The organism is Halobacillus sp. 12SKB, from assembly GCF_052941655.1.
Genome location: NZ_JBRFWR010000001.1, coordinates 3504415 through 3517141, shown reverse-complemented (window position 1 = coordinate 3517141; position 12727 = coordinate 3504415). Strand labels below are relative to the sequence as shown.

The following is a 12727-nucleotide window of genomic DNA, read 5'->3' as shown; positions in this document are numbered from 1 at the left end:
CTTCCATATTATGGTGTACCAGGTCATACAGATAATGGAAAAAAGCCTCCTTCATGAAGGAGGCTTTTTTTACATGTATTCTTTGATTTTCGCTATGGCTTCTGACAAATCTTCGTGCACGACATAGTCGAAAAGGTGATCCTTATCTGTCGGTTCGTTGTTGATGAGAACGGTCGTCGTGTTTTCTTGTTCATAGGCAAGATACGGCAGAAGGTTGAAAGGAGTCACAAAAAGCGACGTCCCCATCACGAGAAGGAGGTCGGCTTTTTCAATGATCGACTCGGCTTCATCATGAGCGGTGATCAAGTCACCGAACAGCAGGACATCCGGTTTCAAAACAGATCCGCAGTCCTCACAAACCGGTACAGCTACTCTCATGACCTCATCCAAAGCATAGGACCTGCCGCAGTTTGGACAGCTGGAGCGGTTCAATGTACCGTGATATTCAAGAACATGGGAACTGCCGGCAAGCGAATGAAGCCCGTCGACATTCTGTGTAATGACCGAAACGTCCCGATCCTCGCTTTCCAACTCCTTAATAAATTCATGGACAGGATTCGGCCGATAGTTTTTCAAAAGTTTCATTCGGAAAATCGCCTTATACTTCTTCCAGAAATCCTCAGGATCATGGAAAAAGTAGTCGGTGGACATGTAATACTCGCGATCATGATCTTCTGTCCATAATCCCTCGCTTGAGCGGAAATCAGGAATTCCGCTCGCGGTCGACACACCGGCACCGGTCAAGACGGCCATCCGTTCAGCACTTTTTATATGGAGAGCAATCGTTTCATACATAGACACAAACTCCTCTTACTGCTTGTTAAAACCTTTCTTTTTCACGATACTGGTGACGTCCATCCGCATCGGTTTAGTGAAACGGCGGAGCATTTGATCCGTCCATGAATCGTTCCTCGTATTCGTTTGACGTGACTGGTAATAAGCAGCGATCTTCTCGTCAAACACTCCGAGTTCATCTTTGTGATGGCGGTTGTATTCATTTTCAAAATATACCGCTTCTTTCGGAAGTCGTGGCTTTTGATCTGGCTGGTGATCGGGTTCGCCGAGGACCATGCCGAAGAGTGGAAGCACATGTTTCGGTAATCCGAGTATTTCATCGACTTTATCGAGCTGGTTGCGAATGCTTCCGATATAGCAGATGCCGAGCCCCATCGATTCGGCAGCAACCGCCGCATTCTGGGCAGCAAGGGCAGCGTCAATGGCAGAAACGAGAAAATGTTCACTGTTTTCAAGGTTGGCGAGCATCTCCTCATACTGCTCTGAAGAGGCGTGAAGGGTATGGCGATAAAGGTCAGCACAGAATATCATCAGGTGGCCGTTATCTTTCACATAGCCTTGACCGGTGATTTCGGCAAGCTGTGCTTTTTTCTTTTCATCCGTCACCCCGATGATCGTATAAGCCATCATGTAACTGGATGTAGATGCTTGCTGGGCCGCAGATAAAATGGTGCTCAGCTGCTCGTCAGTGATAGGGGTGTTTTTGAACTTCCTTATCGAACGGTGGTTCAAAAGTGTTTCAATGGTCTCATTCATAATCGTTTCCTCCTATTTATAGATCCATTGCGTCCGAACCGGATCATGGGTATCGGCACCTGCCGCTGGATCGTCACTGGTAATTTGTAATCGTTCTTCATCCATAAAAGTAACAGAATGGATAGCGTATTGATACTGATTCGGCTTTGGTAGGAGGTGATCTTCCCCGGGTTCGAGATCCACCGGTTCGAGCGTGCCAATGTCCATGACAACCAGCTGATGCAGTGCTTCTTCTTCATACGTGCGTTCAAAAAGGAAGGCGGCATACTGCTGGTCAGGAGAAACGTGAGTGGAAACCAGTTTACTCAAATCGCTGATTAAAAACGAGTGCTGCTGTTCGAAGTCAATCATCAAATGCGAGCAACGCTCCTCATGACAGGCAAACTCCACCAAGTACTGATCCTCGTTTATTTTAGAAAAAGGAAGATGGCGTAATTGCTCTTCCGGGCGGTCAAAATTATGTACATACTGCGCTAGAATGGGGTAGTCTTTAGTTGTAAATGGATAAGAAGCACCATCGAGGGTGAGCTGCATGTTATCTCCATTGTCTTCGGCCAATTCTTCTTCGGTAAGGGGATCGTCCCCCTCAAGCGGATTTATACTCAACGTCTCTTGTGCATCTGCATTCGAGCTGCATCCGGTCAATAAAAGAAGGAACAAGCCGATCCACCACACATTTTTCTTCATCATAAACCATTCCCTCACTTAAAAAAGCTCTTTTCTAAAGGATACCACAACAAACAAAAATTCATGAGGGTGAAACTTTTACAAAGTTTATCTACTTTTTTAAAGGAATAAGGATTAAAAAACAAGAAATATATCGTTATAGAAAAAAGAGTGAGGTGGGGGTAATGGGAGAAATCTACAGCTTCAAAGCTTTTCAGTCAAAGAAGGAAAGAGAGAAGAAGAGCCAGGACCCGAGAACAACGGTAGCCATTTATCGTAGTGTTGTTTATTATGTACATTTGTATAGCGATGAAACCGATCAACATCCGCTGGAGCACTTAACGACCAATATCGATCTTGCCGACATTTTCAAAAATGACCGTGACAAATTTTTGGAAGCGTTCGCTGCCCTTATTCAACATTGGGAGCTCCCTCCGAACAGCCATCAGGAACTGCCTGAATATCAAGAGTTATCCCAATTTCCGACGCTTGGAGATCTTTGTATATATATAGAAAAAAAGGTGAAAGACCTATAAGACGATGATTTCTCATGTCTCATAGCCTTTCACCTTTTTCATGTTGACGATTCCTACATAAAATTGTGTCAGCCCAATCCCGAACAAAAGCGGCCCGACATTTGTCGCAAGCATCGTACTAATCAGCGTCTGTACCATCCCAATAGCGATCAACATCATGTATTTTTCTGCTCTAAACGTTAAGTATGAACCGAACAATGTCCCGATACTGATGATCAAAAGGGCCGGCATCAACCAAGGATATAATTGAGTAAGCTCCATGGTATTCACCTCCTGAAATATATTCTGAAAATTATTATTATTGAAGATTCTATCACGTTTTGAAATCTTGTTTCAACCGTGAAAACCGTCTAGTTTTGGCGGTTTTCCGTAGTGACGTAAAAATAAAGATTCCCCGCTTGAAACAGTTTCAAACCTCTAAGTCTTTATTCCTAAAATTCTGTCAATAAAGGTTTTTATTCTTGAAGGCTCAGTTTCGAGACGATTGCGTGGTTCTGGGGGCTCCGGGAAAAGGTTCGTCTTGCTCCATCGTCCAGACACTAGCGTCATAAGTAAAACAGCAAAGGAATGAAAAACACATTCCGTTGCTGTTCTGCTTATGCCAGTCGTGTCTACCAGGACGATTCCGCATTTGAACACTTTCCATGGGGCGGGAGGTGAGCCTCCTCAGGCTACGCCTTCCGGGGTCTCACCTGTCCCACACGTCCTTTTAGTTATCCGGTTCCGGAGCCTAGCGGCTAGTGAGACTTCCCTCGCTTCTGTACGATAAGTCAACATCGAATCGCTTCGCTCTCCGTGTTTCCTTGATCTCCGCCAGCTCAGTCCAGTCCATACGCCGCTGACCAAGGCGCCTCCACACTAAATGATAGGAGTCTCACCGTTTCCCTCCGCCCCCTTGCCATGGGAGGTTATCGAAACTACTTCTGAAAAATCGGCTCGTATGATATAGGAAAGGGGATGATTAGAACACTTCCACAGTATGTAAAAACTTGATCCAGAACGCATTGTACCTTTAACAGTTGGATAGTGGGAGCTTCTAACTTCGTACAGGGGGTTCGTTTTTCACTTACAATGAAAGGGGTGGTTGGGGAGCTTCGAGACTCCCGTGGGAGAAAGGAGATAGGTGAGATCCCGCAGGACGTAGTCCGAGGAAGCTCACCTACTCCCCCACAGGAATGCGAGTAGCTTCCCAGCCACCCTTGACGATCATCCCAAGCAACGAACCCCGAAAAATCTCGAAATCGAGTCTTTCACAATCCTGCCAGATCGTTTAACAAAGGGATGTGGTGGGATGGGTTTGGAAAAGTGATTATGGTGGGACTTTTGTATATAGTTAAGGTAAGGAACGACGACTGGAGGGATTGTAGTGAATGGGAAAATCGTTGTGGAACATTTAACAAAAACGTTCAAAAAAGGAAACGTACAAGCAGTGAAAGATGTCTCTTTTGAAGTAAAGGAAGGTGAATTTTTCGCTTTCTTAGGACCGAATGGAGCTGGTAAATCGACCACCGTTCAAATTCTGACGACGCTCATCAACGCGACGTCAGGGAAGGCGGAAGTCGCAGGCCACGACGTCATCCGGGAACCGGAAAAAGTCAGACGTTATATCGGTGTGGCATTGCAGGAAACAGGCGTGGATCCTGATCTGACAGGGAGAGAAATGGTTGAGCTTCAAGCGAATATTTTCGGGTTCCGGAAAGAAGAAGGGAAAAAGAGGGCGCAGGAGCTTTTGGAGATTGTGCAGCTGACGGAAGCGTCGGAACGTAGGATCGGCAATTATTCGGGTGGGATGCGCAGGCGTCTTGATCTTGCTCTAACGCTCGTCAATGAACCGAAGATTCTTTTTCTCGATGAACCGACGACAGGACTTGATCCTTCAAACCGGATGGCGATTTGGGAGGAACTGCGACGGCTGAACGAAGAGGTGGGGACGACGATTTTTCTTACCACCCAGTACTTAGAGGAAGCCGATTCGCTTGCTCATCGCATCAGCATCATCAATGATGGGGAGATCGTTGCGACAGGCACACCGAAAGAGTTGAAGGCTCAAATCGGGAATGACCTGATCACACTTACATTGAAAGATGAAAACCAGCAATCCGAAGCAGTGGCGTACTTACGAGGGCAAATGGCGGATGTTGACGTCATCAGCCGCCAGAATAAGGTTCTCATTTACGTGGAAGAAGGGACGAAACAATTGCTTGAAGTTGTCCGTTTGTTTGATCAGCAAGGCTATGAAATTGAGGATATCCAACTTTCATCTCCAACCTTGGATGATATTTTCTTAAAAATTACGAGTGAGCAAAAGGAAGGAGTGAGAGCACATGGGGAATAACCTTTGGAAAGATACGTGGCTGATGACGGTAAGAAACATCAAAACGACGTTACGCAATCCATTTTCTTTTATCCCAAACTTGATCATATCGGCATTCTTCCTCCTTGTTTATGAAGGTGGTTTGAGCGGGATCTCCCAGCTCCCGACATTTGAAGGAGCGAACTACTTGGCGTTCATTCTGCCTGTATCGATTGTGTCTGCAGCTATTGGTGGAGCCGGCGGTGCCGGACAGAGCATAGTCAAAGACATAGAAAATGGTTTCTTCTCCCGTTTGTTGTTGACACCAGCTTCAAGACTGGCGATCGTCCTCGGACCGATCATTGCCGGAATGCTCCAGCTTGTCGTCCAAACGCTGCTCATCATAGGCATCGCCTTTTTGCTGGGCCTTGAAGTCGTCACCGGTTTTGGCGGCATTCTATTTGTGCTGCTTATTGCGGTCGGGTGGGGGCTTGCGTTTGCCGGGTATTCCGCTGGGGTTGCCCTCCGTACAGGAAACGCACAGGCAGCACAAGCAGGAACGTTCATCTTTTTCCCGCTTATTTTTCTTAGTACGACTTTTGTCCCGTATGAACTGATTGAAGCCCAGTGGCTGAAAGTCGCAGCGACGATCAACCCGACGACCTATATCTTTGAAAGTATGCGGACGGCACTCATCGATGGCTGGGTGTTTTGGGATTTGATGCAGGGCGTATTCGCGATCGTCATCGTGTGCACCATCACCATTACCTTTGCGGCCATTTCTGCAAAAAAAGCGGTTTCCCGCGGATAAATCTAATCACTGGTAATAAATTCTGATATAATAGAACTAATCAAAAAGTTAGGAGTGATGTTTTATGGCAAACGTAACGATTCTAATCAACTCAAATCAATCAAATCACGGAGGACATCACTCGTAACGTCCTCCAACATTTCAGGAGGAATCGAATGAAACGGAATGATTTTACAGAATTTTTCAAAGCACAAATGCACGAAGGGGACCACATCGGAAGGGTCACCCGTCTGACTCATGGCTTGTATACCGTCGTGGATGATGAGCAGGAGCGGAATGGAGAAGTATCCGGAAGGTTTCATCATACCGTTGAGGTAGACAAAGATTATCCAGCTGTCGGGGATTGGGTCGTATTTGAACCTTATGATGCAGGAACGCGCGCCAAAATCCACCGCGTCCTGGACCGGAAAACAGTCTTGTCGAGGAAAAAGGCGGGAGGAAGTCATCAAGAGCAGATCATAGCTGCGAACGTCGATACCGTTTTTATCGTCACCGCTTTGACGCAAGAATTCAATCCAAGAAGAATTGAACGGTATGTTCAACAAGTATATGAGAGCGGAGCGAGCCCGGCGGTTGTTTTAACAAAAAGGGACTTGTGCGACACGGTTGCTGATCATATCGCTGAAGTCGAAAGTGTTGCGCCTGGCGTTCCTGTCTATGCGGTCGATAGTTTGACAGGGGTTGGAATGGAAGGGCTTGTCACTGAATTACGAACGGGCGAAACCATTTCCCTTGTAGGTTCTTCAGGTGTTGGAAAATCGACGCTGATCAACCATTTGCTCGGTATGGAAAAACAAGCGACTCAAGGCGTGCGTGAAGAGGATCAGCGCGGGCGCCATACGACGACTCACAGGGAGCTGTTTGAACTGCCGAATGGTACTTATATCATCGATACACCCGGGATGCGCGAGTTGCAGCTTTGGGGTGGAGATGAAGATGGTGTCGACCAGACGTTCTCGGATATCGACCTCTTGAGCGCGTCTTGTAAATTCAGAGACTGCAAGCATGAACAAGAGCCGGGATGTGCGGTAATACAAGCGATTGAAGAAGGCGAGCTTGAAGCCGCACGCCTGAAAAGCTACAACAAGTTGAAACGGGAGCTGAAGCGGCTCGAGCTGAAAGATCGGTACGGGACGCACCGGACAAACCGGATGCTGCATGGACCGAACGCGGTCAAGTAGAAAAAAGAGGTGCCGGGTCCGGTGCCTCTTTTTTTGTAACTGCACCGTTGGATTATTAATGAAAAGGAAGATTTTATGCCGGATTGGTCTTATCATGTGTTGTTCAAACCTTGGCTGTCAAAAATCTCACCTGTGACTTCCAGGGAATTTATACATAAAAATATGAACCGGATCGCCTCTCTACCAGGAGGCAGCAATATCATTCAATTTCTTGGCAGAGAAGAGATTGCTGAGCGGCTTGCCACTTCTGTAGGAGGCGAACCTATACGAGGACCTGTTGGATTATCGGGAAAAATTGATCCGCGATTAACAGGCACGAAAGCATTCAGCAACTTAGGGGTCAGCATGATTGAAGTTGGTCCTGTGACACGGGAACCAGAGCGTGGAGGTTTCCCTGAACGAAAAGAGGGTCGTATTCGGCTTCCGGATCAAGGAGAATCCATCGGTTTGGAAGAAACGGTTCGGCGTCTGGAAAAGGCGGACGCAGATGTTCCTTTTCTCTTTCATTTGCAAGGATCACAGGGTGAAATAATGGAAATGGCAGAAGCATTAAAACCTTTCCGTGGGGTTTTTAGTATCACATACAAGGAGTGGGAGTCAAAGCTCGTTGAAGAACTGTCGGAATGGAAACCTGTTTTTTTAAGAATGCCTGTCAAAAGCGTTTCCGATATGGATCGTTTTGAAGGAGCTGCCGGTATTATTTTAGAAGAATCTGGAAGTGGTGGTGGCGTAGAAGATTATCAAGAGGCCTTAGAAAAGCTTCATGGCTATGAAGTGATTACAGTCGGAGGGGTGGAAGACCCCGAAGATGCGCTCGTCCTCCTATCCGCTGGAGCAAGCATGGTGTTTCTTTCTGCTGAATACGTCGATGCAGGTCCTGGCCTGCCGAAGCGGATTCATGAAGCTCTCCTGGATAAAACACCCGTGGTTTACGAAAAGGAGACCGGTTGGATGTGGTATTTCCTGTTCGGTCTGGCGATTTTTCTAGGTGGCATCCTTGCCTTGGTGTTCAGCTTGACCTCGGTCATCCTTCCTTATGATGAAGCGTTTCTCGGAATATCGAGACAAGAATTGCTTTTGTTCAACGAACGGATCCTCTGGTTTATGGCCCATGACCGAATGACTCTCGCCGGTACGATGATATCCGGTGGCCACCTTTACATGTGGCTTGCAAGATTTTCTGTATCTAAGGGAGAAAAATGGGCGAAACAGGCGATAGACTTTGCGGCGATTGCAGGCTTTTTAGGCATTCTCTTTTTCATCGGTTATGGCTATTTTGATTGGCTGCATTTGTTATTCTGGTTGATTCTCCTGCCGCTGTATGTGACGGGATGGATGAAATCACGAGGGCTGTCTGAAAAGCCAGCTTCCAAGAATCGAAGAAATGATCGCGCGTGGCTTCTCGGTGTCTACGGACAGTTTTGCTTCGTCGTCCTAGGATTCTCTTTTGTACTTGGAGGGATCATCATTTCCTGTATTGGGGTGACTGGGGTTTTTATTCCGACCGATATCGCATATCTGTGTATGCCTCCTGAATTGATTCAGAACTTCAACGAACGATTGATCCCCGTCATTGCCCACGACCGTGCCGGATTCGGGAGTGCTCTCTTCAGTGTGGGAGCTCTCGTCCTCATGAGCGCTTTATGGGGCTATCACCAGGGGAAACGCTGGTTTTGGTGGATGTTCCTGATCGGAGGGATTCCGGCCTTTTGCGCAGGGATTTTTGTACATATCATGATCGGGTATACGACATTCATCCACTTGCTGCCTGCCTACATCGCCCTGTTTTTTTACGTGGCAGGGTTGGTTCTGTCTTATCGTTATTTTATGGATAAATGAAGCGAAAGGTCATCCGATTTGAGGATGACCTTTCGCGCGCAGGGAGAGTGAGTCGCGCGCAGGGAGAGTGAGTCGCGCGCAGGGAGAGTGAGTCGCGCGCAGGGAGAGTGAGTCGCGCGCAGGGAGAGTGAGTCGCGCGCAGGGAGAGTGAGTCGCGCGCAGGGAGAGTGAGTCGCGCGCAGGGAGAGTGAGTCGCGCGCAGGGAGAGTGAGTCGCGCGCAGGGAGAGTGAGTCGCGCGCAGGGAGAGTGAGTCGCGCGCAGGGAGACAGGAACGCACACAAAAAAAGCAGCGCCCAAGACGGAGCGCTGCTTTTTCTATTTCTTACTTGTTCATATATTTGTCGATTTCCCACTTGCTTACTTGCAAGGAGTACTGAGTCCATTCATCTTCTTTGTCTTCAATATACGCATTGGCTGTGTGATCGCCAAGAGCTTTAAGAAGAACTTCGTCTTTTTTAAGAGCAGAAAGAGCTTCTTTCAGGTTTGTAGGAAGTGTTGGTACACTGTCGTCCTCAACTTCGTACAGGTTACGGCTTTCTGCTTCACCTGCATCATATCCGTTACGGATACCTTCAAGACCAGCTTGGATCAATACCGCAAGTGTCAGGTAAGGGTTCGCTGTCGGGTCCGGGTTACGGACTTCGAAACGAGTACCTTGACCACGTGTTGTTGGTACACGGACCATACAGCTACGGTTGGAGTGAGACCAAGCGATGCTTACAGGTGCTTCATAACCAGGAACGAGACGCTTATAAGAGTTCACGTTCGGGTTCGTGATCGCTGCGATCGCACGAGCGTGGTGAAGGATTCCTGCGATGAACTGTTTCATCGTTTTAGAAACGCCATCTTTCGCATCTTCATCATAGAAAGCACTGTCGCCATCTCTGAATAGGGAAAGGTGGGCGTGCATTCCGGAACCGTTCTCACCTGCGATCGGTTTAGGCATGAATGTCGCATGGTAATCGTGGTTCGTCGCGATATCTTTTACGACGTTTTTGAATGTTTGGATGTTATCAGCTGTTTTCAGCATGTTATCGAAACGGAAGTTGATTTCGTGCTGACCCATCGCAACTTCGTGGTGGGAAGCTTCCATTTCGAAACCGAATTTCTTAAGGGTACGTACGATGTCACGACGTACTTTGTCTCCTTTATCTTTAGGAGAAGCATCGAAATATCCACCGCGGTCATTCATTTCGCGGATTGGGTAACCATCTTTGTCCAATTTGAATAGGAAGAATTCTGGTTCTGGACCGACGTTTACGGTGTATCCCATATCTTCTGCTTCTTTCATTGCACGTTTTAGGATGTAACGAGGGTCTCCTTCGAATGGAGTGCCATCCGGCTTGTAGATATCACAAATGAAGCGCGCACTGCGGTCTTCATCGACCAAAGAAGGAAGTAGTAGGAATGTATCTAAGTCTGGAACGAGATACATGTCACTCTCTTGGATATCGGAAAAACCTGAAATGGAAGAACTGTCGAACATTGCTTCATTTGCTAGAACCATTTCTAGCTCTTCAGCTGGTAGTTCAACATTTTTCGTATCCCCATACATATCTGTGAATTCTAATAGTAGAAATTCAACGTTGTTTTCTTTTACTTCCTGAATAATTTGCTCTTTTGTGTAAGTCATACATTACCCTCTCTTTAACAATTTTATTATGAGATTTGTATCCGGAATAGTGCTGGATATGTACCTCACTTTTTCTTATGTAAGGAATTCTAACACATAGTGTAGACAAATCTCAAATGTCTTTTATTTAAATTCCCTTATTTTTTTCACCTAAACCTATGATTTAGTAAAATATTTCGTCCTCTTACATAAGGTAGATTATAAGTGGAATGGAGGGATGGTATGAATCGTAAAAAGCTTGTTCTTATGCAGTCTATGGCCATTTTTGGTTACTTGATTTTCATCTCTTTTGTAACAGTGAAAGTACAGGGGTCCGCCCTTGTGACAGAAAATTTTTATTTTTATATTATTTTCTCACAATTCGTGTATGTCCCTGTTGGAATTCTGCTCGCTATACCTGGGTTTCTTCGTCAATGGGAAGAGGAAGGTCAGTGGAAATGGAAGAAAAGGTATGGACTGTTCTTTCTTTTTCCTACTATATATATCATGCTGGTTCCCTATGTCATCCCTGTCGGTTCACTCTTTCCAAATCTACTGATTACCAACCCTTCCGTTAGTTCGGTGATTCAGGTTTTGTGCGGATACTTTTTGATCAAAGGGTTTGAAAAAGAATAGTTTCTTTTCCATATTAAGGGGAATGGTAGGAGAAGATGGACTATGGCTGCAATCTATTTTATAATCGAGACGGACAAGATATCCTACATACCCTTGATAAAGAAAGGAAGATTTTTGTGAGCAAAACATTGATTTTCGGGCACAAGAACCCGGATACGGATACGATTACTTCAGCGCTTGTGTATGCTGAATTGAAAAAAGCCCTTGGCGAAGAGGCGGAAGCGGTTCGTCTTGGAGAAGTAAACGGAGAAACTCAATTTGCATTGGATCAGTTCAATGTCGATGCGCCGCGTCTTGTTGAGCGTGTTTCCGATGAAGTGGAGCAGGTTATCCTTGTTGACCACAACGAGCGCCAGCAAAGTGCTGAGGATATTGATGAGGTGCAGGTGCTTGAGGTCATCGACCACCACCGTATCGCAAACTTTGAAACAAAAGGCCCCCTTTACTATCGTGCCGAGCCTGTCGGTTGTACAGCAACGATTTTGAACAAGCTGTATAAGGAAAAAGGACAGCAGGTTTCCAAGCCGATGGCAGGACTGATGTTGTCTGCCATCATTTCCGATTCTCTATTATTCAAATCCCCGACATGCACGGACGAAGATCGTAAAGCAGCTGAAGAACTTGCGGCGATTGCTGGTGTCGATGCTGAAGAATACGGCCTGAAGATGTTGAAAGCTGGTGCGGATATCAGTGACAAGACAGCAGAAGAGCTGATCTCCCTGGATGCGAAAGGCTTCAACATGGGCGATAAAAAAGTAGAAATCGCTCAAGTGAACACCGTCGATACAGACGATGTGCTTTCCCGTAAGAGTGAGCTTGAAGCAGCGATTGAGAAGAACGTTTCTGAAAAGGATTTGGACTTGTTCCTTCTTGTCGTGACAGACATTCTGGAAAGTGATTCAACAGTCGTTGCGGTCGGTAACGAAACAGAAGCGGTTGCGAAAGCCTTTGAAACGGAGCTTGATGGAAATCAGGCTGTCTTGAAAGGTGTCGTCTCCCGTAAGAAACAAATCGTACCTCCATTGAACACGTATTTCGGATAAGAAAAAAAGCGAACCCTCATCAAGAGGCGTTCGCTTTTTTTATATCATTCTTTTCCATATAAGCTTCCTTTAGTTGAAGACTCAGTTTCGAGATGTTCGTGTGATTCTAGGGGCTGCGGGAAAAGGTTCGCTTTCCATGGGGCGGGCGGTGAGCCTCCTCAGGCTACGCCTTCCGGGGTCTCACCTGTCCCACACGTCCCATAGGAGTCTCACCGTTTCCCTCCGCCCCTTTGCTATGGAAGATTCTCGAAACCACTTTTAAAAGGTCAGTTCGTATGATTGCGGGAAGTAGATGATAAGGTACGTAAAAGCTTGATCCTGAGCGTTATATCCCTCAAACATTGGGATAATGGAAGATTTTCCACCTTGCACAGGGCATACGTTTATCACTTCGAAGGATGTGGCGGGGAAGCTACTCGCTTTCCTGTGGGAGAGTGGCGAGCTTCCTCGGGCTAAAGCCCTGTGGGATTTCGCCTATCTCCTTTCTCCCCCTGGAGTCTCGTAGCTTCCCAACCATCCCCTTGGATATCGGTGAGAAACGACCCCTTTTTACCAAGT

Annotated in this window: 12 protein-coding genes; 7 read left to right on the top strand and 5 right to left on the bottom strand. The window is 46.6% G+C overall.

The features are described 5' to 3' along the window. Positions 1 to 69: 69 nt before the first annotated feature. Genes ACQ4XT_RS17530 through ACQ4XT_RS17520 form a run of 3 tightly spaced genes read right to left on the bottom strand, consistent with a single transcriptional unit; the run spans position 70 to position 2238 of the window. Complete coding sequence (locus tag ACQ4XT_RS17530) at positions 70 to 795, bottom strand: NAD-dependent protein deacylase (protein ID WP_446854780.1); 726 nt, start codon at positions 793 to 795, stop codon at positions 70 to 72. Positions 796 to 810: 15 nt separating this feature from the next. Further along, a complete protein-coding gene (gene nfsA, locus ACQ4XT_RS17525; RefSeq protein WP_446854779.1) occupies positions 811 to 1551 on the bottom strand; it encodes an oxygen-insensitive NADPH nitroreductase in 741 nt (246 codons plus the stop codon). 12 nt (positions 1552 to 1563) lie between these two features. Beyond that, entirely contained in the window at positions 1564 to 2238 is a 675-nt protein-coding gene (locus ACQ4XT_RS17520; RefSeq protein WP_446854778.1) for a hypothetical protein, read from the bottom strand. 164 nt (positions 2239 to 2402) lie between these two features. On the opposite strand from ACQ4XT_RS17520, the gene ACQ4XT_RS17515 reads away from it, so the two are divergent. Next, positions 2403 to 2753, top strand: a complete 351-nt coding sequence (locus tag ACQ4XT_RS17515; RefSeq protein ID WP_446854777.1) for a hypothetical protein — start codon at positions 2403 to 2405, stop codon at positions 2751 to 2753. A 12-nt stretch (positions 2754 to 2765) separates the two neighbouring features. Here ACQ4XT_RS17515 and ACQ4XT_RS17510 read toward each other — a convergent pair whose 3' ends face one another. Then, the gene (locus ACQ4XT_RS17510) at positions 2766 to 3014 is read right to left on the bottom strand and encodes a hypothetical protein (RefSeq protein WP_446854776.1); all 249 of its coding nucleotides are present in this window, start codon (positions 3012 to 3014) and stop codon (positions 2766 to 2768) included. Positions 3015 to 4119: 1105 nt separating this feature from the next. Here ACQ4XT_RS17510 and ACQ4XT_RS17505 point away from each other — a divergent pair. The 4 genes from ACQ4XT_RS17505 to ACQ4XT_RS17490 all read left to right on the top strand — a co-directional run bounded on the left by ACQ4XT_RS17505 (position 4120) and on the right by ACQ4XT_RS17490 (position 8877). Beyond that, positions 4120 to 5088 (top strand): efflux ABC transporter ATPase subunit, DrrA-related, encoded by a 969-nt coding sequence (locus tag ACQ4XT_RS17505; protein ID WP_446854775.1) that lies wholly within the window; start codon positions 4120 to 4122, stop codon positions 5086 to 5088. Then, positions 5078 to 5857 carry an ABC transporter permease gene (locus ACQ4XT_RS17500; RefSeq protein ID WP_446854774.1) on the top strand — a complete coding sequence of 260 codons (780 nt, stop codon included), beginning with the start codon at positions 5078 to 5080 and terminating at the stop codon, positions 5855 to 5857. The genes ACQ4XT_RS17505 and ACQ4XT_RS17500 overlap by 11 nt, the downstream gene beginning before the upstream one ends. Positions 5858 to 6012: 155 nt before the next feature. After that, positions 6013 to 7038 (top strand): ribosome small subunit-dependent GTPase A, encoded by a 1026-nt coding sequence (rsgA, locus tag ACQ4XT_RS17495; protein WP_446854773.1) that lies wholly within the window; start codon positions 6013 to 6015, stop codon positions 7036 to 7038. A 75-nt stretch (positions 7039 to 7113) separates the two neighbouring features. Beyond that, positions 7114 to 8877, top strand: coding sequence for a beta/alpha barrel domain-containing protein (locus ACQ4XT_RS17490; protein ID WP_446854772.1), 1764 nt, complete (start codon positions 7114 to 7116; stop codon positions 8875 to 8877). Positions 8878 to 9200: 323 nt separating this feature from the next. On the opposite strand, the gene ACQ4XT_RS17485 is transcribed toward ACQ4XT_RS17490, so the two are convergent. Continuing rightward, entirely contained in the window at positions 9201 to 10511 is a 1311-nt protein-coding gene (locus ACQ4XT_RS17485; protein WP_446854771.1) for a glutamine synthetase family protein, read from the bottom strand. A gap of 222 nt (positions 10512 to 10733) precedes the next feature. Between ACQ4XT_RS17485 and ACQ4XT_RS17480 the strand changes: the two genes are divergently transcribed. Next, positions 10734 to 11126 carry a hypothetical protein gene (locus ACQ4XT_RS17480; RefSeq protein WP_446854770.1) on the top strand — a complete coding sequence of 131 codons (393 nt, stop codon included), beginning with the start codon at positions 10734 to 10736 and terminating at the stop codon, positions 11124 to 11126. Between the two features lie 116 nt (positions 11127 to 11242). Beyond that, positions 11243 to 12169, top strand: a complete 927-nt coding sequence (locus ACQ4XT_RS17475) for a manganese-dependent inorganic pyrophosphatase (RefSeq protein WP_446854769.1) — start codon at positions 11243 to 11245, stop codon at positions 12167 to 12169. Positions 12170 to 12727 lie beyond the last annotated feature (558 nt).

Bases quoted from the DNA above. Each gene is read 5' to 3' on its own strand.
- ACQ4XT_RS17510 (WP_446854776.1), bottom strand. From the start codon at position 3,014: ATGGAGCTTACTCAATTATATCCTTGGTTGATGCCGGCCCTTTTGATC.
- rsgA (WP_446854773.1), top strand. From the start codon at position 6,013: ATGAAACGGAATGATTTTACAGAATTTTTCAAAGCACAAATGCACGAA.
- ACQ4XT_RS17500 (WP_446854774.1), top strand. From the start codon at position 5,078: ATGGGGAATAACCTTTGGAAAGATACGTGGCTGATGACGGTAAGAAAC.
- nfsA (WP_446854779.1), bottom strand. From the start codon at position 1,551: ATGAATGAGACCATTGAAACACTTTTGAACCACCGTTCGATAAGGAAG.
- ACQ4XT_RS17485 (WP_446854771.1), bottom strand. From the start codon at position 10,511: ATGACTTACACAAAAGAGCAAATTATTCAGGAAGTAAAAGAAAACAAC.
- ACQ4XT_RS17520 (WP_446854778.1), bottom strand. From the start codon at position 2,238: ATGAAGAAAAATGTGTGGTGGATCGGCTTGTTCCTTCTTTTATTGACC.
- ACQ4XT_RS17515 (WP_446854777.1), top strand. From the start codon at position 2,403: ATGGGAGAAATCTACAGCTTCAAAGCTTTTCAGTCAAAGAAGGAAAGA.
- ACQ4XT_RS17480 (WP_446854770.1), top strand. From the start codon at position 10,734: ATGAATCGTAAAAAGCTTGTTCTTATGCAGTCTATGGCCATTTTTGGT.
- ACQ4XT_RS17530 (WP_446854780.1), bottom strand. From the start codon at position 795: ATGTATGAAACGATTGCTCTCCATATAAAAAGTGCTGAACGGATGGCC.
- ACQ4XT_RS17490 (WP_446854772.1), top strand. From the start codon at position 7,114: ATGCCGGATTGGTCTTATCATGTGTTGTTCAAACCTTGGCTGTCAAAA.